We start from the raw sequence: 24368 nt of genomic DNA on the forward strand, positions 1-24368 counted from the left end.
CTTAGCCCAGTTGCCGCACGATGTGCGGCCCCAGCAGGTTGGCCAGCGGCAGCGGCAGGCGGCGCCAGGCGCGGATGAACAGCGCGTATTTCGGATTCAGGGGATTGACATCCGGCAAGGCCTTGCCGCGCACGAGCTTGTAGGCATACGGCAGCGGCTGCGGCGCAAAGCCCCAGTTCTTCTTGAAGTCGTATGCCCCGGTTCCCAGCTTGCTGCGGCCGAAATCGAACAGGCGGTAGCCGCGCGCGCAGGCGCGGCGCATCGCTTCCCAGTACATGAAATCGTTGGCGCCCGTGCTGCGCGCCAGCACGCTGCCGCCGCCGTAATATGGCAGCACTTCATCGCGGAAATAGAACAGCAGCACGCTCGCTTGCGCCTGCTGGCCGTGGTAGACGGTGAGGATGTCGCAGGCGTCAGCAAACACCGTGCGCAGCAGGGCAAAATGGCGGCGCGCGAAGACGGGCGTGCCCAGCCGGTGCACGCTGGCCGCATAGATCGGGTAGAAACGGCTGATGTCATAGTCGATCGCGCTGTGCAGGCCGGCCGCCATGGCCTTGCGCACGACGGCGCGCTGCTTGCGGGGAATCGCCAGCAGATTCTGTTCCGCGTCGGGAAGCAAGGGACGGCGGAAGGTCGCGTACAGGGGTTTCTGCAGCCAGGAGGCGTCCAAGGTTTCCTCCGGCACTTCGCGCCAGCGGTATTCCAGATGCCCCACGCCGAGGCGCCGGGCCAGTGCCAGCGCGGCGCTGTCGAGCGCCTGGCGCACGGAAGAACTGCCGCTGGCGACGCCGCCATACACGCAAAAGGGCAGCGACACGAGGGCGGAGCCGAACAAACGGCTGCGCAGGTGGGCCAGCGGCAGCACGCCGGCGATGCGCCCATCCTGTTCCGCGTACAGGAAATGGCTGTCGTGTTTGAAACCTTGCTCCATGATGGTTTGCCAGCCGGCCCGGTGAAAGAAGGTCGCTTCCGGGCACGTGTCGACAAAGGCGTCCCAGCGCGCATGCTCGTGCCCCTGCAGGGACCGCACGGCGATGGCGGCGCTCGATGGTGCCGGGTCGGGAGCAAGGCTGGCCTCGTGCATCATGTACTTTCCAGAAAAATACGGTCCATGCGGTCCCAGGCGAAGTCGCCCGTCAAACGCCCCAGCCGTGCTTCCATGCGCCCCAGGTTCAGGTAGTGGCGAAAACGCGTCCTGGCGCTGAGGCCCGGCGGACGCGGCTGGCCGGGATCGAGTTCCCAGGGATGAAAATAGAATATGCCAGCTTGCCCGTCGCGCGAATTGATGCGTCGCAAAAGCCAGCGCGACAGTGCATACGGCATCAACCTGAAGTAGCCGCCGCCGCCGGCCGGCAGGTTGCGCCCACGCAGGCGCACGGTGCTGACGGGCAGTTCCAGCACGCCGTGCGGGCCGCGCGGGCGCCAGGCGAAGCGGGGAGCATCGGGCATGCCGTAGTGGTCGTGGCGGATCGGATAGATGCTGGAACTGTAGCGGTAGCCCGCTTCCTGCAGCACGTCGAAAGCCCACAGATTGGCCGCGCCGATGGAAAAACTGGGCGCCCGGTAGCCGCGCACGGCCAGCCCCGTCAATTGCTCGAGGATGGTCTTGCTGTGGCGCACGTCGTCGGCGAACTGCGCGGCTGATTGGTCGCTGGCGCGCAGGTGCGCATAGCCGTGGCTGGCCACTTCGTGCCCGGCGTCGGCCACGCGGCGCAGCATGGCCGGATAGCGCTCGGCGATCCAGCCCAGGGTAAAGAAGGTGGCGTGGATGCGCCGGCTGTCGAGCAGCAGCAGGATGCGCTCGATATTCGCCTCGACCCGGCATTCCAGGCGGGGCCAGTCGGCGCGCGCGATGTGCGGCGCGAAGGCGGACACCTGAAAGTAATCTTCCACGTCGATGGTAAGCGCGTTGCGCAATATCAGCGGCGGCGTCACGGCGTGCCCCGGCGCGCCGCCAGCCAGGGCGCGATGACGGCGGCGATGCGCGTGGCCGCGTGGCCGTCCCACAGCGGTGGAATGCGGCCATGCTTGCCGCCCGTCTCCAGGATGTCCCGCGCCAGCGCCAAAATGCTGGCCGGGTCCGTGCCTGCCAGCGTGTTCGTGCCTTCGGTCACGGTGACGGGCCGCTCCGTATTGTCGCGCAGGGTCAAGCAGGGCACGCCCAGGGCCGTGCTTTCTTCCTGCACGCCGCCCGAATCCGTCAGCACCAGGCGCGCGTCCTGCATCAGGCCCAGCATTTCCAAATAGCCCAGCGGCGGCAGGCAGACGATGGCATGGCGCGCCGGCAGCGGCTCCAGGCCCGCCAGGCGCAAGCCGGCCAGGGTGCGCGGATGGATGGGAAACAGTAGTGGCAGTTGTTGCGACAATTGCCCCAACGCCCGCAGCAGCGCTTCCAGTTGCGCCGGCGCATCCACATTCGATGGCCGGTGCAGGGTCAACAGACCATACGCGGGTGGGCAGGCGTGGCCGTGGGCGCGCAGGGTGGCGGCGGGCGGTACGGCGCGCGGCAGTTGCCGCCGCAGGCTGTCGATCATGACGTTGCCCGTGAAGTGAATGCGTTCGGGGGCGATGCCTTCGCGCAGCAGGTTGGCGCGCGCGCCTTCCTCGCTGGTCAGCAGCAGGCTGGATAACTGATCCGTCAGCACGCGGTTGATTTCCTCGGGCATGCGCCGGTCGCCGCTGCGCAAGCCCGCCTCGACGTGGATCACGGGCATGCCGCGCTTGGCCGCCACCAGTGCGCAAGCCAAGGTGGAATTGACGTCGCCCACCACCAGCACGCCATCGGGCGCCAGCGGCGGATGCGCGTCGAGCACGGCGTCGAAGCGGCGCATGATCTCGGCCGTCTGCTGCGCGTGGTTGCCGGAACCCACGTCGAGGCAGATATCGGGCGGGCGCAGATCCAGGTCAGCAAACAGCTGGCCATTCATGGCCGTGTCGTAATGCTGGCCCGTATGCAGCAAGGTGACGCGCACGGCGGGCGCCTGGCGGGCCAGGGCGGCCAGGATGGGCGCCATCTTCATCAGGTTGGGGCGCGCGGCCACCACGCACAGCAGGTGCGCCGGCACGGCGGACGCAAGAGAGGGGTCGGACATGCGGGCTCCTTAGAATTGCATGGTGAGCGTGGCGCTGACGCCGTTTTCGCGGTAGTCGCCACCGCGGTTGCTGGCGTGCCGCGTATGGCGCACGTCGATGCTGGCCGTCATGTTCTGCTGCAGGATGCGCGTGTAGCCGGCCGTCATGGTGACGTTGTTGTCGCGCCGGGGCACGCTCAGCGAGCGCACGCTGGCGTAGCCGGCATTGACATTCACGCTGGTGCGCGAACTGGCTTGCCAGCTCCAGCCCACATTGCCGCTGATCTGGCGCGTGCGGTCTTCGCTGCCGAATTCCACGCCGGGCAGCAAGCCGCTGTCGATGCCGCTGGCCGTTTGCGCCGTGCGGTCGACGGCCGTGATGCCGGCGATCATCGTGCTTTTCGCCGTGGCGCGCGCCATCGTCAGCTTCAGCTGCTTTTGCAGGAAATAGCGGTGGCTGAAGTAATTGATGGCGCCCCGTTCCGGCCCCAGGCTGTTGGCGTAGCGCAGGAAGGCATCGATGCGCAGGCGCCGGTCGCGCGCATTGGGAAAGATGCCGCGCCACAATTGATCGAGCAACTGGCCCGCGTCGCGGTTGCCCAGGCGCGAAAACTGCGTCGGCATGGTGGTGATGTTTTCGCTGTAGTTCAGTTGCCAGTTGGTATGGCGCTGCAGGAACGTGGCGTCCAGGCTGTAGGTGGTGCCAAAGAAGCGCTTGCCCGTGCTGAAGGCCACGCTGGTGCGCGGCGATGGCGTCCACACGCCGCCCAGCGACCAGAAGCGGCCCTCGGGCGCCTTGCCGCTGGCCGAGATATAACCTTCCTTTTCCATGCCGCCGCTGGCCGTGGCCGACCATTTGCTGCTGAACGGATAGCGCAGACCCACGCTGCTGCGCTGCATGCGCACGGGCGCCAGCTTGCTGTCCTGCGTGCGGCGCACGTCGTGGCTGGCGTTCCACGTCCAGCCGGTGCCGCGCGGCTCGCCGCTGAGCAGCAATTCCATTTCATCGCTGTGTACGGACAGCAAGTCGCCGCCGCTGTCGACCGTGTTGCGCGTATAGCGCAGCTCGGCCGTGGCCAGACCGCGGAAACGGTGGCGCAGATACGGGCTGATGCCCGTGGTGCGCACGGTGCTGGCATTGTCCGTGTCGGGCAGGTCGTCGATCAATTGGGGGCCGAACGGCGAGATGTTGCGCCGGCTCACGCTGGCGTTGGCATCGATGAAGAACCAGTCCTTGACCAGCTCGGCGTCGGCCGAGGCCTGCAGTTCGTGGTTGTCGGTATCGGCCCGTTGTCCGGACAGGTATTTGTGCCAGCTGTAATCGAGGTGGACGCGCAGGCGGGGGCCGGTGCCGATGAGGGCGATGGCGGGCGCGATTTCCGTGATGAAGTCCGATTGCGCCTTGCCGGGCGGCGCGCGCAAGGCATTGTCCGTATAGCTTTCGCGCAGGCGCAGCGACGGTTTTGCCAGCCAGTCGATGGCACTGGCCGGCACGGGCAGCAGCAGCGACAGCAAGGGCAGCAGCGGTAGCGAGCCCCGGCGGCTAGTCGTAATGGCCATAGCCGTAGTAGTCGTTGCCGGGGAACGATTTGGTCTTGTTGTAGATCAAATGAATGTGTTCGCACGACTCGATCTGGCGCAGCGCTTCCTTGACGGCGTGCTGGGTCGTCGTTTCCGCCTCGACCACCATCACCACTTGCCCCATCTGACCCACCAGCGCGTGCGCTTCGCTGGTGATCAGCAGGGGCGGCGAATCGAAGACGACGATGCGGTCGCCATAGCGGCTGGCGATTTCTGCCAGCAAGCGGCTCATGGCTCGGCTGGCCAGCAATTCCGTCGCGTGCTTGTTGCTGCGCCCGGCGGGCAGGATGCTCAGATTGGCCACGTTGGTTTTCAGGATCACGTCGGCCATGGCCAGTTGCGGGTCCAGCAGCACGTCCATCAACCCCGGCTCCGGCGGCAGGCCCAGCACTTTCAGCACGGACGGGCGCGCCACGTCGGCATCGACCAGCAGTACCGTGATATCGAGTTCCATGGCGATGCTCATGGCCAGGTTGACGGCGCAGTAGGTCTTGCCTTCGCCCGGCATGGCGCTGGTGACGACGATCAGGTTGCCGTGGCGGATGGCGTCGCTGCCGCTGGCGCGCGCCTGGCGCAGCAGCGGGCGCTTGATGATGCGGAAATCCTCGGCCACGGCGCTGCGCCCGCCATCGTGCGTGAGCATGCCTTGCTCGGCCAGCCGGGCCAGGTTCAGGGGCCGGTAACGGGGCGACCGGCTTGCGTCCGCGCCATCCGTACCGTTCACCGTATAAGGCACGCTGGCCTCGGCCACGCCGAGGATCGTGGGTTCGTGCTTGCCGCTGTCCTTGCTGCTCATCGTCGCTCCCTTGGATCTAGAATTTCAGCAGCGCGGCCGTCATGACCCCGCCGTACAGGACGAACAGGCTGCCCAGGCAGGCGCCGAAGCCATAGCGGGCGCGGCGGCGGCGTACCTGCTGCAGCGGCGTCCAGTTCATCGATACCGTGCCCAGCACGTTCAAGCCTGTGGCATCGCGCAGTTCGGAGGGGCTGAGGAAGGTGGGGCGCACCTGGCTGATGAGCAAGGCCGTGGCGACGCCGGCCACCAGGGCCGCGCCCAGCGCCGCGCTGAACAGCAGCGGGCGGTTCGGGCCGACGGGCGCATATTGCACCGTGGGCGGGTCGATGATCTTGAAGGCCATCATGTCGGTGGTGGAACTGAGTTCGCCCGACAGCTTGGCCGCTTCGCGCCGGCCGATCAGCTTTTCATAGTTTTCCTTGTTGATGATGTAGTCGCGGTTGAGCTGCGCCAGCTGCGATTCCACCTCGGGCACGGCATTGCTTTGCGCCAGCAGGCGCTCGTTGCGCGCGCTGTATTCCTGCACGCGGGCGCGGATGGCGGCCACCTTGGCGTCCGCATCCGTCAGCGCCACCTTCAGCTGCTGCAGCATGGGGCTGTAATTCTTTCCCGGGTCGCCGGACGCCGCTTTCAGCTTGTTTTCCTCGATCTTGCGTTCTTCCAGCTGGGCCACCAGGCGCTTCGAGGCGATGATGTCGGGATGCAGTTCCGTAAATTGCATGCGCAGGCTGTCGAGGTTCTTGTTGATCGAGGCGATGCGCTCGTCGAGCTCGGGATTCGTGATGGCCGACGCGCTGGGCTCCAGGTCGAGCACGGGCTCGTCGCCCTCGATCTGGCTCTGGATGGCCTTGCGTGCCTGTTCTGCCTCGACCAGTTCCAGTTTGGCATTGTTCAGGCTATCGGACGACATCAGCAGCTGGCTGCCATAGTCGATGCCCTGGCGCGGCAGCAGCAGGTTGTTGCGGATCTTGAATTCCTTCACCAGGTTTTCCGCCGCGCTCAGCTTGTCCTCGTAATTCTTGATCTGCTCGTCGATGAACTGCACCGCCTTCTGCGAATCGCCTTTCTTTCCCTGGAAGCTGCCTTCGACAAAGATGGTCAGCAGGCTTTGCACGACGTCGCGCACGAGCTTGGGGTCGCGTCCGCTGTAGCTGATGGTGTAGATGTCATACGCGTTGGTGCCAGTGATCTTGATGCGGCTCATCAAGTTGTCCAGCTGGGCTTCGTGCTCGCGCACGGTCTTCGAGTCCAGGTCGAGGTCGACCATGCGCATGACGCGCTCCACATTCGGGCGGCTGAGCAGCGTGCGGCTCATGATGGCCACCTGCTGTTCCGTGTTCGGCACGCTGGTCATGCCGGCCATCAACGGCTTGAGGATGGTTTGCGTATCGACAAACACGCGCGCCGACGTCTGGTAATCGTCGGGCAGGGTGATCACCTTGATGAAGCCGCCGATGGCCACCAGCCACGCCACCAGCACCGCATGCCAGCGGTACTTCCAGATGCCTTTCAAGCCGGAAAGCAGTTGCTGTATCAATTCTTCCATGTCGCTTCCTTCAGGTAACGGTGCTGCCCGGTAGATGGGTTGGCGGCGCGGACAACGACGGCGTCTTGCAAGAAATACTTGCTTGTTGAGTAAGCAAAGTATAGGGCGGCTGTGGAGCAAGATTTCCCAAGATGATTGCTTCTTGATACGCCTCAAGGTTCACTTGCCGGGTTTTAATAATCATAGGAAGTTCGCGGCCCAGGCTGGTTCTGCGGGGCCGGCCATGGACGCGCATCGACTCAAAGAGGCTCCGCATGAATCCATTTCGCCGTGCATTTGTCTGCAACACGCTGGTCCTGGCGGGCGCCGCCAGCCTGCTGGGCGCCTGCCGCACGCGCCATCCGCTGGCGCCTTCCGACGACAGCGCCCCCATGCACGATTACCTGATCGGTCCGGGCGACTCCGTCAACATCATCGTCTGGCGCAATCCGGAAGTGTCGCTGACGGTGGCCGTGCGGCCGGACGGCAAGATCACCACGCCGCTGGTCGAGGATTTGCCCGCCAGCGGCAAGACATCGACCCAGCTGGCACGCGATATCGAGCAAGCCTTGAGCAAGTTCATCCAGCAGCCCGTGGTGACGGTCATCGTCACGAACTTCTCGGGACCATATGGCGAGCAGATCCGCGTCATCGGCGAGGCGGCCAAGCCGCAGGCGCTGCCGTACCGGCTGGGCATGTCGCTGATGGACGTGCTCATCGCGGTGGGCGGCATCACCGACTTCGCGGCCGGCAACAAGGCCAGCATCATCCGGGTACGCGAAGGCAACCAGCAGCAGCTGCGGGTGCGGCTCGACGATTTGCTGAAGGAAGGCGATATTTCCGCCAACGTCATGATGCGGCCGGGCGACGTGTTATTGATACCGGAAAGCTTTTTTTAACAGCAGGCTCGTCAATATCAAAACAGCAATTATATTTGCCATTTTGTACTTATAGACAAATTTCATCGTGTTATTTTGCTATCCCAAGGCAAATTTCTTCTGTTTTTTTAGCTATTGCTGGGAACTTCTCCAGTTTTTCTCTTGTCACAAGGCATTGGCTTCAGTCCGTCTCGACGGCTGCCGATGAACGTGAGGACAAGATGAGCTTTGAAGATGAACCCATAATTTCCTTCGACACGCCAGGCAACTTCAGTGATCTGGTGGTGGGCGAGGGGCAGATCGACCCGGCCATGGAGCATGAGCTCGACCTGCAGCGTTTTCATATCCGCATGGCCAATTCGCGTGGCCGGCGCGAAGCGGCCAGTTTGCTGATCCGCAAGATGTACGGCTGGCGCGGCTATGCCGTCGATCCTTGCACGGCGCATGCGCTGAATAAAATCACGCTGTTTGCGGAAACGGCCGGCACCACCGTCGGCACCATGACCTTGTGCCTCGATAACGACGAGACGGGCTTGCCCGCCGATGAAAACTTCCGCGACAAGCTCGACGTCCTGCGCGAGCAAGGCCGGCGCCTGTGCGAACCGTCGCGCCTGGCCATCGACAAGGGCGTGAGCAAGCGCGTGTTTGCGGCGCTGATTCATATTTCTTATATCTATGCTCACAATATTCACGGCTTTACGGATTACGTGATCGAAGTCAACCCGCGCCATGTGGTGTTTTACAAGCGCATGCTGGGTTTCCAGGACTTCGGCGGCGAGCGCGAGTGCACGCGCGTGGGGGCGCCGGCCGTGCTGCTACGGCTGGACCTCGATTACATGGGGGCCCAGATCCGTAAATTCGGTGGCCTGATGGAACAGCATGGGGGTGAACGGTCGTTTTACCCCTTTTTTTTTCCGACATGGGATGAGCCCGGTATTACTGACCGGTTGAGGCAGGGGCGCAACTGACGATTCATTTATTCTTCAGCAAGATCGCCTGCATGTGGCTGCTTGGAATCGCGTACGTGATGCCGCTGGGCGCGCTGATGGCTGCCTCTTTGAGGCCCTTGACGTACACCATGTTGACGATGCCGTAGACGAGACCGGTCTCGGGATCGAACAAGGGGCTGCCGCTGCTGCCCGGATACGCCGTCGCGTCTAGCTGGAACACGGTGTACGGCGCCTTTTGCAGCTGCGCCAGGCGCCGGACGTCGAGGCGCTGCGCGTTTTCGCTGGGCATGACCACCGGTGTCAGCGATGACACGGTGGCGCGGTGCGTCACGTGGCGCAGCCCGAGCAAGGTGCCTAATGGAAATCCCGTAAAGGCCATGGCCTGGCCTTCGCGCACCGTGGCCGCGTCGCCCAGCGCCAGGGCGGGCAGGGGCGCGCCCACCAGGCGCAGCAAGGCCAGGTCGTGTTCCGTGTCCAGCGCCTGGACCTTGGCGGGGCGAAATTGCGTTACGTCGCCCTGGCCTGTGAGTATGCCGATGACCTCGTTCGGATTGGCGTCGAGCAGTTTCTGGATCACATGGGCGCAAGTGAGCACGCTCAGGCCGTCACCCGTCACGAAACCCGTGCCGATGAAGTTCATCGGCGGCGTGCGCGTCTTTTGCAGGTTGCCCACGCCAACGATCGATGGTTTGATGCGCGCGATGGTTTGCGCCAGCGGCGCATCGGCGCGGCACGGCGCGCTGGCCAAGGCCAGGCAAAACAGGAGGGCGGACAAGCATGTAAACGGCAGGGCTTTCATGGCGGCGCACTTTCAACTTGAGGAGGTGGCACGGGCTGCAGCAGCGCGCACAGCAGCATCAGGTAGCACAGCAGGGCGATGCGCGGCACGTCGAGCAGGCTGTCGAACAGGCCGACGACGAGAAAACCCAGCAGGGCGGCGGCGCACGCCAGCGCGCCTGCATCGCCGCGCGCGGCCTGGCGCAGCAGGCGCCGGCCGGCCAGAACCAGCAGGGCCAGCGTGGACAGGGCGCCGCACCAGCCCGTTTCTATCAGCAAATGCAGTGCCATGCTCTTGATATGCCACGGCAAGTGGTGGTGGTCGCTGCTGAAAAACCAGTAATTATTGGCTTGCGTAAAGCTCCCGTTGGCGATCAGTTCTTCGCCGCCCGGTGCGCGCAAGCTCAGATTGTCGACTTCGAGCACGGACGAGGTGGCCGTGCCGCTGGCCGCCAGTTCCAGCTGCACGGGCGGACGCAGCAGCCAGGCGCCCGCGCCCAGCCAGGCGCTGTCGAACGGCACTTCATAGTGCTGCCATCCCTCCGGCGGGTTGCCAGGCGGCGGCGGGCGCAGGCGCAGCGGAACGTTCACGCAGCCCTGTGCGTACAGCAATTGCCGCTGGCACAGGCGCACCAGCAGCACGGGCATGGGTCCCGTGCGCCGCACGTCGAGCGCCAAAGTGTAGCGCGTGGCGGGCTGCACGGGCAGCCGCTGCAGCAGCCGCAGCAATTCGCCATAGCCGGCGCTGTAGCCGGGACTGGCCAGGCGCACATACCGGTTTTCCCTGTCTTCCGCATACGCGATGCTGGCCGGCACCTCGCGCTGGGGATTGTGCCAGTAATACGTGGCGGGAAAGCTGCCGCTACCCATGCCGAACAGGCGGTCGCCCCAGTCGGACGGCTGCATGGCCAGCGCCTGCCGCCAATGGCGCAAGCGGCCTTGCATGTCGAAGGCCGTGGTGGCGAAACGTTCGGTGGCGTAATAGCTGGCCGACACGGGTATCGCCAGCAGCAGCAGGATGCCGGCCGCGCCCGCGATGCTGAGGCTGGCGCGGTCCAGCCGCCACAGCGGCGGGCGCAGGCGTCCATTGCACAGCATCAGCATGGCCAGCAGCACGACCAGGCTGGCCGGCAGCAGGGCCGGCGGTCCCGCCCAGTGCCAGCCTATCCAGGCGAGATTGCATGCCAGCATGGTCCACGCCATCATCGCCAGCCCCAGCCTGTCCAGCCCTTTGCCAGCCTTGCCGCCGGCGCTACCGGGCCACAGCGTGCCCACCAGCAGCACGGCGGCCAGCAGGAACAGGAAATACGGGCCTTTCAGCCAGCCGGCCGTTTGCTGGCCGGACGGTTCCGGCCACCAGGCGGCCAGCAAGCCTTGCAGGCACAGCGCGCACAGCACGCTGGCAGGCGCCAGGCTCCACGGCAAGGGCCGCGCGGCCAGCACGAAGCTGGCCGCGAGCAGGACGACGGCGGCCAGCAAGCCCCGGTAGCCGGCCAGGCTGAACATGTACACGAGCAGGACGGTGCCCAGGCCGGCCAGCAGCAGTCTCAGCAACACTCCGCGCCTGGGCGACTGGGAAGGCACGCGCCGCGCCGCGCCGGGCGCCGTCCGCAGGGTTTGCCAGAATCCCAGCAGCATGGCTGCGGCCAGTGCCGCGTACAAGCCCCGTGAAAAGGTCGTGAACGCCGCGTGCAGGGCCAGGGCCAGCAGCAGCATGGCCAGCGCCGCCTGCCAGCGGCTGCTGGCGCGCGCCAGCCACAGCGCGGCAAACGGCAGGCTCAGGGCCAGGTAGCCGTCCAGCGCGGCGCCACCCGTGTGCATGGCGGAAAACGGTGCCGTGATGCGGTAGTCGCTGGACAGGTTCGACAGGCCGGGAAACACGGTCCGTTCCCATAGCGCGAACAGCGTCACCATGGCCAGCCCGGCCAGCATGCCCGGCAGCGCATAGCGGCGCAAGGCGGACGCGGACGCATCGCGCAGCAGCAGCGGCAACAGCAGCATGCTCCAGGCCCAGGCCTTGCCCAGCCGCAAACTGTTGTAGGGGCTCAGGTAATTATCCCAGGCATTCAGGTCGAGCGGCGCCAGCGGCAGGACGCCGCGCAGCAGCGCCGCCAGCCAGGCCAGGCTGCACAGCAGCAAACAGGCGCGGGCGGCCGGAGAAAGCCGCGCCGCTGCCGGGTGGGCCGGTCCGCCCAGGCGCCAATAGCCGCAGGCCACGGTCAGCAACAGCAGCACGTCGATTTCTTCGAGGAAGAACCAGCCCGTCCACGGCGCCAGGTCCAGCACGGGCAGGAGGGCGGGCACGCAGAACAGCCAGCAGGCGGGACGCCAGCACAGCAGCAGGAAATACGCAGGCAGCAGGGCGGCAAACAGCAGGCCGGGCCAGCCGTGCCCCAGCGGATAGTGGCGCAAGGCCAGCATGCAGGCCGCGCCCGCCAGCAGGGCCAGCGGCCGCGCTGCCAGGCCAGGCATGGCAGCGTGCACAGCCATGGCTTACAGCTGGGTCAGCAAGGCCTGCGCCTCGGCCCGCTGTGGAAAGTCCTTGTTGGCGGCAAGCAGTTGTTCCAGCTGCTTGCGCGCGCCGCCCTTGTCGCCCGATTTCGCCAGGGCAGCGCCCAGGTGGTACTGCACTTCGGGCGACTTCGGCGCCAGTTCCGCCGCCTTGCGCAGCAGGGCTGTGGCGCGCTTGACGTCGCCTTGCTGCAGCACGATCCAGCCCAGGGTGTCGAGCACGGCGGGATTGCCGGGCGACAGCTTGAGCGCCTGCTCGGCCGTGGCCTGCGCGCGCGGATCTTTTTCCTGCTGATACGCCCACGCCAGGTCGTTCAGCGCCACCACGTTATCCGTGTCCTTGGCGACGACATACTGGAAGTGCTCGATGGCGGCGCGGTATTGCTTGGCCGCCAGCCGGGTGCCCGCCAGGTAGGTGCGCGTCGGCAAGTCTTCCGGATGCTCCTTCAGCCAGGTGGCCATGCGCGCATCGGCTTCGCGCTCTTGCCCGGAAGCCTGCAAGGCGCGGTACAGCTGCACCTGCAACGGGCCGATGGGGCTGATGCCGAACGCGTGCTGGTACAGCTTGACGGCTTGCTGCGGCAGCTTTTGCTCCATCAGCACGTCGCCCTCGAGCTTGTAGCCGGCCGCCAGCTTCGGCTGCTGTTCCTGCACCTGCCGCGCCACGGCCAGCGCCTCGCGCTGGCGGCTCAGGGTCAGCAGCAAGGCCACTTCGACGACGCGCGCTTCGAGCAGGGCCGGGTCAAGCACTTGCGCCCGCTTGACGGCTTGCAGCGCATTCTGGTGGTCGCCCAAGGCCAGGTGCAGGCTGGCGATGCGCATCTGCAAGGGTGCGGACGTGGTCTGTATGCTGGCCAGCTTGTTGTAGCTGTCGAGCGCTGCCGGCGCCAGGCCGGCGCTGTATTCCACCTGGGCGCGCAGGGCCAGCGCATCGGCGTCGCCCGGATGGCCCGTTTGCAAGGTGCGCGCCAGTTCCAGCGCCTTGTCGGGCGCGCCCGTCTTCAGGTAGAAGTTACTCAGCAGCAGGGCTGGCGCGACGGCATCGGGATTGTCGCGGTGGCCCCGCTCGAGCCAGCGCCGCGCCTCTTCCGTCTTGCCCTGCGACGCGGCCAGCTTGGCCAGCGCCGCGCACAGGTCGGCATTTTTCGGCGCCTTCGTCAGCGCCTTTTCGAAACGCTGTTTTGCCTGCTCCGGCTTTTTCTCGGCCAGGTCGATCTGCGCCAGGTTGTTCAAGGCGGGCAGGTAGACCGGGTCCATGCTCAGCGCTTGCTCGAAACTGGCGCGCGCGGCCGGTAAATCGCGCAGGGCCAGGTAGACGCCGCCTTTCAGGTTCAGCAGCAAGGGATTCGTGCCTTTCTGCTGCTCTTCCATCATCTTGACGCTGGCCAGGGCCTTGTCGTTCTGCTTGTTGCGCAGCAAGGTCATCACCAGCATGGTGCCCGCTTGCGGCGTGCTCTTGTCGAGCATGCTGGCGCGTTCCAGTTCATTGATGGCGCGGCTGTTTTCGCCCATGCCCAGGCGGCTGATGCCCAGGGCCGCATGCAGCCTGGCCGTGTCCGGCGCCAAAGTACTCGCCTGTTCGAAATACGCGGTTGCCTTGTCGTACTGGCGCGCGCGCAAGTGGGCTTCGCCAGCCAGCGACAGCAATTCCACGTCTTCCGGGAAGGCGGCCAGCATCGGTTGCAGCAAATCGATGGCGGCGTCGGTCTTGCCACGCATCAATTCGATCGACGCCATCATCTTGACGGCATACAAATGCCTGGGATACACAGCCAGGAAGCGCCGCAGATAGTTTTCCGCCTGCGGCGGCGAGCCGAGCGCCAGCTGCACGGCGCCGGCCAGCAGGATGGACGGCATGTGGTCGGGCGCCGCCTTGAGCACCAGCTGCAAGGCTTGCAAGGCCGCCTTGTTCTTGCCCTGGCGAAAATCGAGCAGCGCCTGGGCTTGCAGCAGGCCCAGGCTGTTGGGCGCCGTCTTGCGTGCCGTGGCCAGCTGGGCCGACGCTTCCGTGTAGCGGTTTTCCACGATATCGAGATTGGCCAGGTCGATGTGCGCCTGGGTATTGTCCGGTTTTATCTTGAGTATCTGCATGTAGGCGAGCCGCGCCGGGCCGTTCTTGCCTTGCAGGCGCAGCAGGTCGCCCTGCAGGCGCAAGGCGTCGAGGTTGGCGGGCGCGCTTTTCAAGGCTTGCGCCAGCAGCAGCTCGGCCGCCGGCACCTGGTGGTCGAGCGCCGACAGGCGCGCCAGGCCCAGCAAGGCCTCGACCTGGTCGGGATGGGCTTCGAGCAGGCGCGAGTACAGGGCGTGCGCCTCGTCCTGGCGGCCCAGGGCCAGCAAGGCATCGCCGCGCAGGGCCAGCACGCTGGCGGGCTGCGCCGCATCGTCGGCAATCTCGGCCAGTACCTTGTCGAACTGGCCCAGCATCAGCCAGGCCTTGCCCAGCAGGGGCATCACTTGCTGCGATGCGAGGCCCAGCGACTTTGCCTTGCGCAATTCCTTTTCGGCAGACAGCGCTTCGCCCGTGTCGATATAGATGCTGCCCAGCAGCAAGCGGGCAGCCGCGTTGTCCGGCTCCTTTTGCAGCAGGTTCTTCAACTGGATGATGGCGGCCCGCGCTTCGCCTTTCTGCCGGTACTGCTGCGCATCGGCCAGCAGGCTTTCGCTGCTCTGCGTGCCGTGGCAAGCCGTCAGCAGGGGCAGCAGCAGGGTACAGCACAGTGCGGCGGCCGGCAGGCCAGGGAAAGGGCGGGGCAGGGAACGGGCCATGGAAGTCTCCGGTAGCGGCGTGCGTGGACGATAAGCCGATTCGCGATGGGCGATGGGCATGGCCTAGCTTAAAAAGATGGCCGCCGGACTCCTTGATTGCGCTCAACAAGCTGCTGATTGTCCGCGTGCATGCTGGCCGCCGGCCCGTGTTTCTTGTTCCCGCTCAAGAATGGCCCGATTGGCAACCGTAGAATTTCCCGGACGGCGATGCTCGTGCCGCAACCATTCGGAGCACATGCATATGGATAGCAACGCGAATAGCAAGGTGATTGGCAAGGGCGGCGTGGTGGCCGTGGTGGGGCTCGGCTATGTGGGCTTGCAGCTGGCCGTGGCGTTTGGCATGCGCCAGCGCACGATCGGCTTTGACTTGTCGGCACGCAAGGTGGAAAGCTACCGCAGCCATGTCGATCCGACCGGTGAAGTGAGCACGGAACAGCTGCGCGCGGCGCAATGGCTGAGCGTCGGCTGCGATCCGGCCGAGCTGGAACTGGCCGATTTCATCGTCGTGGCCGTGCCCACGCCCGTCGACAGCGCGCACAATCCCGATTTCTCGGCCCTGGCCGGCGCCAGCGCGGCCGTCGGACGGCACATGCGGCGCGGCGCCATCGTCATCTACGAGTCCACCGTGTACCCGGGCGCGACCGAGGAAATCTGCATCCCCATCCTCGAGCAGCATTCGGGCCTGCGCTGGAAGGAAGACTTTCATGTGGGTTTTTCGCCCGAACGCATCAACCCCGGCGACAAGGACCACACCCTGCACAGCATCCGCAAGGTGGTCTCGGGCGACGACGACGCCACCCTGGACCAGGTGGCCGCCCTGTATGAAGGCGTAGTCGAGGCGGGCGTGCACCGGGCGTCGAGCATCAAGGTGGCCGAGGCGGCCAAGGTGATCGAAAACACGCAGCGCGACCTGAACATCGCGCTGATGAACGAACTGGCCATCATCTTCGACCGCATCGGCATCGACACCCTGGAAGTGCTGCAGGCGGCGGGCACGAAATGGAATTTCCTGCCGTTCCGGCCCGGCCTGGTGGGCGGCCACTGCATCGGCGTCGACCCATACTATTTGACGCACAAGGCGGAAATGCTGGGCTACCACCCGCACGTGATCCTGGCCGGGCGCCGCATCAACGACGGCATGGCCAAGTTCGTGGCGGAAAAAACCATCAAGGAAATGGTGCGTGCCGGCTTCAAATTGAAAGGCTCGCACGTGAACGTGCTGGGCCTGACCTTCAAGGAAAATTGCCCGGACCTGCGCAACTCGAAAGTGGTCGACATGATCCACGAACTGCAATCGTACGGCGTGCAGGTGCACGTGCACGACCCCGTCGCCGATGGCCGCGAAGCGCTGGAAGAATACGGTTTATTGCTGGAAAGCTGGGAACAGCTGCCGCAGGCCGAGGCCATCATCAGCGCCGTCTCGCACCAAGCCTTGCTGGCCCGTCCGCTGGCCGACTTCCAGGCCAAGGTGCTGGAAAACGGCTGTTTCATCGATATCAAATCGCATTTCGACCCCAGGCCGCTGGAAGACGGCGGCTTGCACGTGTGGCGGCTGTGATGGCGGCCGATACCTTTGATCGGGCCGCTAACGCGGCGCGAAACGTCACCGCTGGCGATCCGGCTGCCGGCTCCTATGCGCAAGCCTGCGCACAGCTGGCCAAGGAACCTCGGCGCTGGCTGGTGACGGGCGTGGCCGGCTTCATCGGTTCGCACCTGCTGGAAACCCTGCTGAAGCTGGGACAGGAAGTGCGCGGCCTCGACAACTTCATGACGGGACACCGCCACAATCTGGAACAGGTGCGCGCCAGCGTGGGCGAGCAGGCGTGGCAGCGCTTCACCTTCATCGAAGGCGATATCCGCGACCCGCAGGCATGCGCGCGCGCGTGCGGCGCGCCTGCACCGGTGCAGGCCACCTGCAGTGGTGATGGTGAGGCAGACGCAGGTACAGATACGACCGCTGGCGGCGGCGTCAGCAGCGGCAGCTTGGCCGAGCGCGGCCGTGCCGGTGCGGGCGGCCCCGTCGCCGCCGTCGATTTTGTGCTGCACCAGGCGGCGCTCGGTTCCGTCTCGCGTTCGCTGGAAGACCCGCTGCTGTGCCACGCCGTCAATGTCAGCGGCTTCCTGAACATGCTGGCTGCGGCCCGCGACGCGGGCGTGCGGCGCTTCGTATATGCGGCCTCGAGCGCCACGTATGGCGACCATCCAGCCCTGCCGAAAGTGGAACAGCACATCGGCGCGCCCCTGTCGCCGTATGCCTTGAGCAAATATGTCAACGAGTTGTATGCGCAAGTGTACGCGCGCTGCTACGCCATGCAGACGGTAGGGCTGCGCTATTTCAATGTCTTCGGTCCGCGCCAGGATCCGCTGGGCGCTTATGCGGCCGTCATTCCCCGCTGGATCGCCGCCATGCTGGATAACCAGGCCGTGCACATCCATGGCGACGGCGCCACCAGCCGCGACTTCTGCTTCGTGCACAATGCCGTGCAAGCCAATATCCTGGCCGCCACCGGCACCGACCCGGCAGCCGTCAACCAGGTCTACAACGTGGCCGTCAACGCCCGCACCAGCCTGACGCAGCTGCACGCCGCCATGCAGCAGATGCTGCTTGCCGCCCGCCCGCAGCACGTGCCGCTGGCGCCGCACTTTGGCGAATTTCGCGCCGGCGACGTGCGCCATTCGCAGGCGGACATTGCCAAGGCGGGCCGCCTGCTCGGCTATGTCCCCACGCACAACCTGGCGCAAGGCTTGCGGCAGACCATCGCCTGGTATGTGGAGCAGGCTGAACGGGCTTGAATGGCAAGCTTGCCACGCGCGAGGCATATGCTGGCCAGGTACAACCCGATATCCGCCCGACTGCCTGTCGTTCAGCGTTCAGCGTTGCGCAGGCGCCGCTGCCGGCATTGTTGACGCAGGCGACGCGGGCGGCTCCGGTACGCCTTCGGTCTTGCTGCGCAGAACCCGGGGCGTGCCGCGGAAATCGGCTGTATGCAGGGTGACGGGACGGCGCCAGACGCGGGCGATGTACGCCAGCACCTGTTCCGCCCGCTCCAGGTCGAGGCCGCGCCCGTCGCGCTGGTGATCGTGGCGCAGTACCAGGCTGCCGTCGTCGTTGAGCAAGGTGGCGGCGATGCATGGCGCGCCATAGTTGTACTTGGGCGCCAGGATGGCTTCGCGGATGGCCAGCAAGTCGCGGCTGGCCATTCGTGTTTCGCCATCGCGGTGGCTTTCATGCACGAACAGGCCCAGGCGGTCAGCCAGTTCCCCATCCAGATAGTTGCGAATGAAACTGCAGTCGTCGTCGTCGCGGCAAATCTGGCGCGCCCGCGCCAGTCCTTGGCGCTCGATGATGTGTTCCCACATGCAAAAACCCAGGTGATACGGGTTGACGGCCAGCGCCTGCTGGTGCTCGCCCGCGTAAGGGCGCACCACGTCCGAGTGCGACTTGATGGCGGACAGGTACAGGGCCGGCGGCAGGAAGTCGGCTTCGCGCAGCAGCCGCGCATGCCAGTACGAGGCCCAGCCTTCGTTCATGATTTGGCAGGCGTACACGGGATAAAAGTAAAACGACTCTTCGCGCACGGCCAGGAAAATGTCGCGTTCCCAGTCAGCCAATTCCGGCCCATATTGCGCAATGAACCACAGCAAATCGTATTCGGGCTGCGGCGGCACGAGCGGGCGCTGTGCCAGCCGTGCCCGCGCCGCCTCGTGCGCCGCCAGCGCGGCCGCTTCACCGGGCAAGCGCTGGTAACGCCGCGCAAAAGGATCCGCAAAACGATCGTTTGCGCCAAGCCAGTCCTGCGTGCCGGCCACACCGGCTGGCCCGGATGGCGCGGCATAGGGCGGGCGGTGCAGTTCGGCATGGATGTCCACATGCTGTTCCAGCGCCAGTGCCGCGTCGAGCACGGCTTCCACCTGCTCCTGTCCGTGCCGTTGCAGCGCCATTTCGAGACGCTGCGCCCGCGCCGCGCTTTGTTCCAGGATGTGCTGGCCCGCCATGGCGCCGAAACGCAGGAACAGGGCATTGCGGCTGGCAAAGTCGGCGTGGCCCAGCACGTGGGCCGTGACGAGGGTGTTCTCGGCCACGGAATTGTGCTCGGCCATGTAGGCATGGCAAGGGTCGCCGGGAAACATGACTTCGAACATATGCGAGTTGCCCATCTTTTGATGCACGAGCTGGTGGATGTAGCGCACGCCGAATGACCAGTGGCGCATGCGCACGGGCAAGCCATAGATGGCGATCTCTGCCATGAAGCTGTCCGGCACCAGTTCGAACTCGACGGGCGCAAACTCCAACCCCATTTCCCGCGCCAGCGCTTCGATGCGCGCCGCGTAGCCGTCCAGGTTGGCTGTGTCAGGCGTCATGCCGTGTCCTCCGTATCGGCCGCCTCGTGCTGGAAAAAGGTGCGGATGGCCGCCCAGATATCGTCATTCCTGCTGAGGATGCTGCTGTGCAAGGGCAAGCCGCGCCGTTCCTGCTCGGCAAACAAGCTGTGCATTTCCGTTTCCAGGCTGCGCGGCACGCCGGGCACGGTTTCCACATAGCCCATATAGTTGAGCAAGGCGGCCAGTTCACCGAGGGCCAGGCTGGCCGCTCCCCGGTCTTCGCTGAAATTCTCGCCATCGGAGGCATAGAACAGATAGGCGTTGTAGCGGCCCGGCGCATAGTGTTCCTGCAGCAGCTCGCGGCTCAGGCGAAAGGCGGTGGAAGCCATGGTGCCGCCCATGCCATTGACCTGGAAGAACTCGGCTTCGGAAAATTCCCAGGCCCGCGTCGTATGGGCGATGAAACGCGTTTCCACGCGCGCATACCTGCGGCGCAAGCCCTGCAAGGCAAAGAAAAAGAAGGATTTGGCCAGCTTGCGCTCGGTCTGCGCCATGCTGGCCGACACGTCCAGCACGAAAAACACGACGGCATTCGTGCTGGGCCGGGGCAGTGGCTGCACCTGGCGGTAGCGCAAGTCGTCATTGGTGAAAGGCACGGGTTGCGCTTGCAGGGCGCGCCGTTTGATCGCTTCCTTGACGGTGCGCCGCCGGTCCAGCCGCGAACGGGCGCCATGTCGGTCCAGGCCGCTACGCACGAGCCGTACGTCGTCGATAGCGCCCGCGTGGCGCGGTTTCAGGTGCGGCAGCTCGAAAGCGTCCCACAGCCAGTCGAGTATGTCGTCAATGGCAAACTCGAGCAGCAGGCGCACGGCTCCCTCGCCATTGCCGCCTTCGCCTTGCGTTCCGGCCTCGCCCGTGGTGGCGGGACGGGCTGCGCGCAGGATATCGCCGGGCTGGCCGTCACCCTGGCCCGCGCCCACGCTGTTGCGCGCGGGCGCCAGGCGGAAACGCGCATGTTCGAGCAGGTGCATGGGGACTTGCACCGTGCGCTGCTGCGGGCCGCCGATCAGGTCAGGCGTGGCAATCAGCTCGGGCAAGTACGCCTGCACGGCGTCGCGCACTTTCTGGTTGTGGCGCAGCCAGTCGCGCGCGCCGCGCGAGAACAGCCCGTACCAGGGTTGGGCCAGGGCCGGCGCGGACGATCCCACTGGACTATCGTGCTTGGCGCTGCCTGGCGAGGTCGTGGCGGCCATGGCTATTCCTGCGCCAGCAAGGTGGTCACGTAATTGAGCGCTTCGCGCGCGCTATGGGCGTCATAGCCATATTCGTCGACCAGGCGCTGCTCGACGGCGGAGATCCTGGCCCGCACGTCGTCATCGGGCCGCTTGGCCGAGCCCACCAGGCGCAGCACGTCGCGCCGCTGTTCGAACAGATATTGCTGGACGGCGTCGTGCAATTGCGCATGGCTGCCCAGGCCAAACGCTTCGCCCCGCTTGAAGGCGCTCATGGCCTTGCGTACCACTTCTTGGCGGAACGATTGCTTGCCCGAGTCGCTGATGTGGATTTTCTCTTCCACGGCGCGCAGGAAGCGCTCGTCGGGACGGCGTTCTTCGCTGGTGATGGGGTCGCGGATCTGGCGGTTGTCGAGCATGGCTTCGACTTCATCGAGATATTTGTTCAGCAAGTCTTGCGCTTCCTGCTCGAACGACACGAACAGGGCCTTGTGCACGTCGGCCTTGACCCAGCGGTTATAGAAATCCTTGCGCGTGAGCACCAGGTAATCGACCCACTTGCGCTTGCGCCGCGGTTCGATGCGCGCATCGCTTTCGATGCCATCTTTCAGGGCCAGCAGCACGTCCATGGTGGACAGGCTGTTGCGCTGGGCGGAAATGATGGCGTGCGACAGGGCATTGATGACGAAACGGGGCGATACGCCCGACAGGCCCTCGTCGGGCGCCTTGTCGCGCTCGCGCACGCGGCGGATGTCGGCATGCTGCAAGTCGTCGACGTCTTCGTCGGCATACACGCGCAGTTTCTTGACCAGCTCGGCTTCCTTGTCGTCGCCCTCAGGCAAGCGGCTGAGGATGGCAAACACGGCCGCCGCATGCAGCACGTGAGGATCGAGGTGCACGTCGCGGAAGGCGGGCGCGGCCGCCTGGATCAGCTTGCGGTAAATGCGCGCTTCTTCGCGGTAATTGAGCGTGTACGGCACTTGCACGATGACCATGCGGTCGAGCAAGGCCTCGTTTTCGCTTTCTTGCAGGAATTTGCGAAATTCGGCCAGATTCGTGTGCGCGAGGATGGTTTCGTCGAGGTAAATCAGGGGAAAGCGCGACACCTTGACATTCTTTTCCTGCGTCAGGGTCAGCAGCAGGTAGAGGAATTCCCGCTTGACCTTGAGGATCTCGATCATTTCCAGCATGCCGCGGCTGGCCGCATACACGGCGCCCGACCACGACCAGGCGCGCGGATCGCCTTCGTCGCCGTACTGCGCCACTTTCGACAGGTCGACGGAGCCGACGAGGTCGGCCAGGTCGGCCGTGGTGGGATCGTGCGGCGCATACGTGCCGATGCCGCAGCGGCCCGCCTCGGACACGTGGATGCGCTCGACGGGCATGCGCAGGAAGTCGCCCGCGTACTGTTCTTCCAGGCGGGCGCGGCAATGGGGGCACAGTTCGCCGTGCAGCTCGGCATCATAGCTGGCGCGAAAGTCGGCGCGCATGCTGTGCGGCACCAGGTGCAGCGGCGATTCGTGCACGGGACAGCCGGCGATGCCGTACAGCGCGCCTTCGCTGCTGTGGCTGTATTCTTCCAGCCCCCGCTTGAGCAGGATCACCATGGTCGACTTGCCGCCCGACGGCGGACCCAGCAACAGCAGCATGCGCCGGCCCACTTCGGAGCCGGCGGCGGCCGCCTTGAAGTAGGCGGCGACGCGGTCGATCGCCTCGTCGATGCCGAACAGCTCGTCGTCGAACAGGCGGCAGCGGAAACGTCCGGCATCGTCCGTCTGGCCGTTCCAGCGCATCATGTCCCACAGGTACTGGTGCGCGCTGCGCGTCAGCAGAGCCGCGCGGCCGGGCAGGATCTGCTCGATGAAGTCGGCAAAACTGCCGCGCCAGGGACTGATGCGGTGTTTCTCCGCCCAGGCCGCCATACCGTGCATAAAACCGGCATGTTGGTCCGCAGGCGCGTCGTCGGATTGGCGTGTCATACCAGGGCTCGTCATTGTTCCCCCATCCATACCGTTGCTGCCGTGGAGCAGGCCCAATTCCAGCCTGCCAGCCAAGTATACGGCGCTGCCTCTGCCCGCACGCCTGATCTCGCTCAACCTTGACGATGGAACTATTTTTATCCTCGCTGCCCCCGTTGGGCTAGGGCAGCCATGTATCGGCGCGGTTCAACCCAGATCAATACCGGCCTGTGCAGCCGGCCCACACTGGTGTTTCGGAACGACCCACGAGGAGAGCATGATGATTGGCAACGAGAATGGTTTCAGCGCCCCGCCTGGCGGCAGCGGCAGGGGACAAAGCGCGGACGATGAAGAGGCCGTCGGCCAATTTTCCGTCCCCGGCGAAGACGACAATACGATCGAGAGCGCGTCCGTCTCGGACATGCCCGATGCCTTGAGCGGCGTCAGCATGGAATTGCTGGAAATCAAGCGCAGCATCGAAGACGGCATGCGCCAGTCCATCTCCCAGGCGGGCGGCGTGCGCGCGGCCGATGCCTTCAGCGACGGCGGCAATATCCAGGGCGTGTCCATCGGCCTGGGCGAGGGCGCCAGCGACAGCTCGTCCGGCGAGCCGGGCTTGCCGGCCCTGACCCTGTACGTGGCCGAACCCACTTCCGTCGACCGCGCCAAGGCCGCCATCGTGGGAGCCATGGGCGTGCGCGCCGTGTCCAGCGACAGGGTGCCCGTCAATATCGTCGTTACGGGCGTGATCGACGCGCAGCCGCACCGTTTCCGCTTGCGTCCGGCGCCGGGCGGCGTGTCGGTCGGGCATTTCCGCATCACGGCCGGCACCATCGGCTGTCTGGCCGTCGGGCGCAGCGCGCCGCGCAACAGCCGCTTGATGATACTTAGCAACAATCACGTGCTCGCCAATTCCAACGGCGGCGTGTTCAACGACTGCATCGTGCAGCCTGGCCCCATCGACGGCGGCCGCTGCCCGCAAGACCAGGTGGCCGTGCTCGAGCGCTTCGTGCCCATCAATTTCAGCGGCGGCGTCAATTTCGTCGATTGCGCCACCGGCTGGGCCTGGCCAGACAGGGTACGTCCCGAACTGGTCTACCTGAGCGGCGGCGTGCCCGCGTACTTCCGCATCAGCAATGCGCTGGTGGCGCCCGCGCTGGGCATGATGGTCGGCAAGTCCGGCCGCACGACGCAATTGACGCAAGGCCGCATCACGGGCCTGGGCGCCACCATCAACGTCAATTACGGCGGCGGCAGGATCGCGCTGTTCCAGGACCAGATCGCCATCACGGGCGTGAGCGGGGCGTTCAGCGCGGGCGGCGATTCTGGCTCGTCCATCTGGACCTGGAACCAGCAGCGCAATCCCGTGGGCTTGCTGTTTGCCGGCGGCAATAACATCACCTTTGCCAACCAGATGCGGCGGGTGGTGGTGGCTCTCGACATCAATTTGTATACTTGAACCCTCGAGGAGACGGCGCGGCGCCGGTGTCGCGCCGCCTCGTCCTTGTATAACGCTGTTTTTTGCACGATGATGATGGTATAAGCGGCAGCAGCCATGTGCCCGGCGAACGGCGCTGCGGCGCCCGATGGCCGGGTGTATCATGGAAGGCATCAGGAGGGTGGGTCATGTCAAACAGTAAATTCGCACAATCGCCCTATGGCGTCTTCGAGGACGCCGCCATGCCGTATTTGCCGGATGAGACGCCTGGACAGGGCATGGGGCAATATGCTCCTGCCGCGCCCCAGGGCCGGCTGGAAGCGGCAAAGCGGCGCAACGAGCGGGCGCTGATGGCCATCGATGGCGTGGAAGGTGTCAGCGTGGGGCAGACGGCCGTGGGCAAGGAAGCGCTCGTCGTGTATCTGCGCGACTCGTCCGTCAAGCGGCGCGTGCCGTCGCAGGTCGAGGGCTATCCGGTGGAAACGAGCATCACGGGCCAGATCGATATTCAGCGCTGGTAGGCAGCAAGCGGGCCTGAACACCTTGCCGCGGCGGAGCGTTG

Annotated in this window: 18 protein-coding genes; 6 read left to right on the top strand and 12 right to left on the bottom strand. The window is 65.4% G+C overall.

Translation table 11 applies throughout. The annotated features are described in order from the left end of the window. Nucleotide 1: 1 nt before the first annotated feature. Genes AC54AG_RS06440 through AC54AG_RS06465 form a run of 6 tightly spaced genes read right to left on the bottom strand, consistent with a single transcriptional unit; the run spans nucleotide 2 to nucleotide 6994 of the window. A complete protein-coding gene (locus AC54AG_RS06440; protein WP_496630380.1) occupies nucleotides 2-1084 on the bottom strand; it encodes a FemAB family XrtA/PEP-CTERM system-associated protein in 1083 nt (360 codons plus the stop codon). After that, nucleotides 1084-1935 carry an XrtA system polysaccharide deacetylase gene (locus tag AC54AG_RS06445; protein ID WP_496629783.1) on the bottom strand — a complete coding sequence of 284 codons (852 nt, stop codon included), beginning with the start codon at nucleotides 1933-1935 and terminating at the stop codon, nucleotides 1084-1086. The genes AC54AG_RS06440 and AC54AG_RS06445 overlap by 1 nt, the downstream gene beginning before the upstream one ends. Further along, nucleotides 1932-3092 carry a non-hydrolyzing UDP-N-acetylglucosamine 2-epimerase gene (wecB, locus tag AC54AG_RS06450; protein WP_496629784.1) on the bottom strand — a complete coding sequence of 387 codons (1161 nt, stop codon included), beginning with the start codon at nucleotides 3090-3092 and terminating at the stop codon, nucleotides 1932-1934. The genes AC54AG_RS06445 and wecB overlap by 4 nt, the downstream gene beginning before the upstream one ends. Before the next feature lie 9 nt (nucleotides 3093-3101). After that, complete coding sequence (locus AC54AG_RS06455; RefSeq protein ID WP_496629786.1) at nucleotides 3102-4631, bottom strand: TIGR03016 family PEP-CTERM system-associated outer membrane protein; 1530 nt, start codon at nucleotides 4629-4631, stop codon at nucleotides 3102-3104. Continuing rightward, nucleotides 4615-5448 (bottom strand): XrtA-associated tyrosine autokinase, encoded by an 834-nt coding sequence (locus AC54AG_RS06460; protein WP_319991712.1) that lies wholly within the window; start codon nucleotides 5446-5448, stop codon nucleotides 4615-4617. The genes AC54AG_RS06455 and AC54AG_RS06460 overlap by 17 nt, the downstream gene beginning before the upstream one ends. Before the next feature lie 16 nt (nucleotides 5449-5464). Next, nucleotides 5465-6994, bottom strand: coding sequence for an XrtA system polysaccharide chain length determinant (locus AC54AG_RS06465; RefSeq protein ID WP_034748388.1), 1530 nt, complete (start codon nucleotides 6992-6994; stop codon nucleotides 5465-5467). Between the two features lie 254 nt (nucleotides 6995-7248). Here AC54AG_RS06465 and AC54AG_RS06470 point away from each other — a divergent pair, with 254 nt between their 5' ends. Both AC54AG_RS06470 and AC54AG_RS06475 read left to right on the top strand, forming a co-directional pair. Further along, nucleotides 7249-7872 carry an XrtA/PEP-CTERM system exopolysaccharide export protein gene (locus AC54AG_RS06470; RefSeq protein ID WP_034748384.1) on the top strand — a complete coding sequence of 208 codons (624 nt, stop codon included), beginning with the start codon at nucleotides 7249-7251 and terminating at the stop codon, nucleotides 7870-7872. A 200-nt stretch (nucleotides 7873-8072) separates the two neighbouring features. Further along, a complete protein-coding gene (locus AC54AG_RS06475) occupies nucleotides 8073-8819 on the top strand; it encodes an N-acyl amino acid synthase FeeM domain-containing protein (RefSeq protein ID WP_070301749.1) in 747 nt (248 codons plus the stop codon). Nucleotides 8820-8823: 4 nt separating this feature from the next. Here AC54AG_RS06475 and AC54AG_RS06480 read toward each other — a convergent pair whose 3' ends face one another. Genes AC54AG_RS06480 through prsT form a run of 3 tightly spaced genes read right to left on the bottom strand, consistent with a single transcriptional unit; the run spans nucleotide 8824 to nucleotide 14855 of the window. Next, nucleotides 8824-9600, bottom strand: coding sequence for a S1 family peptidase (locus AC54AG_RS06480; RefSeq protein WP_070301748.1), 777 nt, complete (start codon nucleotides 9598-9600; stop codon nucleotides 8824-8826). After that, nucleotides 9597-12068 (bottom strand): hypothetical protein, encoded by a 2472-nt coding sequence (locus tag AC54AG_RS06485; protein ID WP_496629787.1) that lies wholly within the window; start codon nucleotides 12066-12068, stop codon nucleotides 9597-9599. The genes AC54AG_RS06480 and AC54AG_RS06485 overlap by 4 nt, the downstream gene beginning before the upstream one ends. A 3-nt stretch (nucleotides 12069-12071) precedes the next feature. After that, the gene (prsT, locus tag AC54AG_RS06490; protein ID WP_496629788.1) at nucleotides 12072-14855 is read right to left on the bottom strand and encodes an XrtA/PEP-CTERM system TPR-repeat protein PrsT; all 2784 of its coding nucleotides are present in this window, start codon (nucleotides 14853-14855) and stop codon (nucleotides 12072-12074) included. Between the two features lie 241 nt (nucleotides 14856-15096). On the opposite strand from prsT, the gene AC54AG_RS06495 reads away from it, so the two are divergent. Together AC54AG_RS06495 and AC54AG_RS06500 are read left to right on the top strand one after the other, a co-directional pair. After that, nucleotides 15097-16413, top strand: coding sequence for a nucleotide sugar dehydrogenase (locus tag AC54AG_RS06495; RefSeq protein WP_496629789.1), 1317 nt, complete (start codon nucleotides 15097-15099; stop codon nucleotides 16411-16413). Beyond that, the gene (locus tag AC54AG_RS06500; protein ID WP_496629791.1) at nucleotides 16413-17648 is read left to right on the top strand and encodes an SDR family oxidoreductase; all 1236 of its coding nucleotides are present in this window, start codon (nucleotides 16413-16415) and stop codon (nucleotides 17646-17648) included. The genes AC54AG_RS06495 and AC54AG_RS06500 overlap by 1 nt, the downstream gene beginning before the upstream one ends. Before the next feature lie 78 nt (nucleotides 17649-17726). Here the strand turns inward: AC54AG_RS06500 and AC54AG_RS06505 are convergent, their stop codons facing one another. Genes AC54AG_RS06505 through AC54AG_RS06515 form a run of 3 tightly spaced genes read right to left on the bottom strand, consistent with a single transcriptional unit; the run spans nucleotide 17727 to nucleotide 22389 of the window. Further along, the gene (locus AC54AG_RS06505; protein WP_496629793.1) at nucleotides 17727-19217 is read right to left on the bottom strand and encodes a SpoVR family protein; all 1491 of its coding nucleotides are present in this window, start codon (nucleotides 19215-19217) and stop codon (nucleotides 17727-17729) included. Next, on the bottom strand, nucleotides 19214-20431 hold the full coding sequence (locus AC54AG_RS06510) for a DUF444 family protein (RefSeq protein WP_496629794.1): 1218 nt from the start codon (nucleotides 20429-20431) through the stop codon (nucleotides 19214-19216). The genes AC54AG_RS06505 and AC54AG_RS06510 overlap by 4 nt, the downstream gene beginning before the upstream one ends. A gap of 2 nt (nucleotides 20432-20433) precedes the next feature. Beyond that, nucleotides 20434-22389, bottom strand: a complete 1956-nt coding sequence (locus AC54AG_RS06515; RefSeq protein WP_496629795.1) for a serine protein kinase — start codon at nucleotides 22387-22389, stop codon at nucleotides 20434-20436. Nucleotides 22390-22645: 256 nt separating this feature from the next. Here AC54AG_RS06515 and AC54AG_RS06520 point away from each other — a divergent pair, with 256 nt between their 5' ends. Further along, entirely contained in the window at nucleotides 22646-23827 is a 1182-nt protein-coding gene (locus AC54AG_RS06520; RefSeq protein ID WP_496629796.1) for a chymotrypsin family serine protease, read from the top strand. A 167-nt stretch (nucleotides 23828-23994) separates the two neighbouring features. Further along, nucleotides 23995-24327, top strand: coding sequence for a hypothetical protein (locus AC54AG_RS06525; RefSeq protein ID WP_338678662.1), 333 nt, complete (start codon nucleotides 23995-23997; stop codon nucleotides 24325-24327). Nucleotides 24328-24368 lie beyond the last annotated feature (41 nt).

The sequence above is a fragment of the Janthinobacterium sp. BCJ23 genome (assembly GCF_059617945.1).

Coding starts and splice junctions, on each gene's coding strand:
- AC54AG_RS06440 (WP_496630380.1), bottom strand. CDS start 1,084: ATGCACGAGGCCAGCCTTGCTCCCGACCCGGCACCATCGAGCGCCGCC.
- wecB (WP_496629784.1), bottom strand. CDS start 3,092: ATGTCCGACCCCTCTCTTGCGTCCGCCGTGCCGGCGCACCTGCTGTGC.
- AC54AG_RS06455 (WP_496629786.1), bottom strand. CDS start 4,631: ATGGCCATTACGACTAGCCGCCGGGGCTCGCTACCGCTGCTGCCCTTG.
- AC54AG_RS06460 (WP_319991712.1), bottom strand. CDS start 5,448: ATGAGCAGCAAGGACAGCGGCAAGCACGAACCCACGATCCTCGGCGTG.
- AC54AG_RS06465 (WP_034748388.1), bottom strand. CDS start 6,994: ATGGAAGAATTGATACAGCAACTGCTTTCCGGCTTGAAAGGCATCTGG.
- AC54AG_RS06470 (WP_034748384.1), top strand. CDS start 7,249: ATGAATCCATTTCGCCGTGCATTTGTCTGCAACACGCTGGTCCTGGCG.
- AC54AG_RS06475 (WP_070301749.1), top strand. CDS start 8,073: ATGAGCTTTGAAGATGAACCCATAATTTCCTTCGACACGCCAGGCAAC.
- AC54AG_RS06480 (WP_070301748.1), bottom strand. CDS start 9,600: ATGAAAGCCCTGCCGTTTACATGCTTGTCCGCCCTCCTGTTTTGCCTG.
- AC54AG_RS06485 (WP_496629787.1), bottom strand. CDS start 12,068: ATGGCTGTGCACGCTGCCATGCCTGGCCTGGCAGCGCGGCCGCTGGCC.
- prsT (WP_496629788.1), bottom strand. CDS start 14,855: ATGGCCCGTTCCCTGCCCCGCCCTTTCCCTGGCCTGCCGGCCGCCGCA.
- AC54AG_RS06495 (WP_496629789.1), top strand. CDS start 15,097: ATGGATAGCAACGCGAATAGCAAGGTGATTGGCAAGGGCGGCGTGGTG.
- AC54AG_RS06500 (WP_496629791.1), top strand. CDS start 16,413: ATGGCGGCCGATACCTTTGATCGGGCCGCTAACGCGGCGCGAAACGTC.
- AC54AG_RS06505 (WP_496629793.1), bottom strand. CDS start 19,217: ATGACGCCTGACACAGCCAACCTGGACGGCTACGCGGCGCGCATCGAA.
- AC54AG_RS06510 (WP_496629794.1), bottom strand. CDS start 20,431: ATGGCCGCCACGACCTCGCCAGGCAGCGCCAAGCACGATAGTCCAGTG.
- AC54AG_RS06515 (WP_496629795.1), bottom strand. CDS start 22,389: ATGACACGCCAATCCGACGACGCGCCTGCGGACCAACATGCCGGTTTT.
- AC54AG_RS06520 (WP_496629796.1), top strand. CDS start 22,646: ATGATGATTGGCAACGAGAATGGTTTCAGCGCCCCGCCTGGCGGCAGC.
- AC54AG_RS06525 (WP_338678662.1), top strand. CDS start 23,995: ATGTCAAACAGTAAATTCGCACAATCGCCCTATGGCGTCTTCGAGGAC.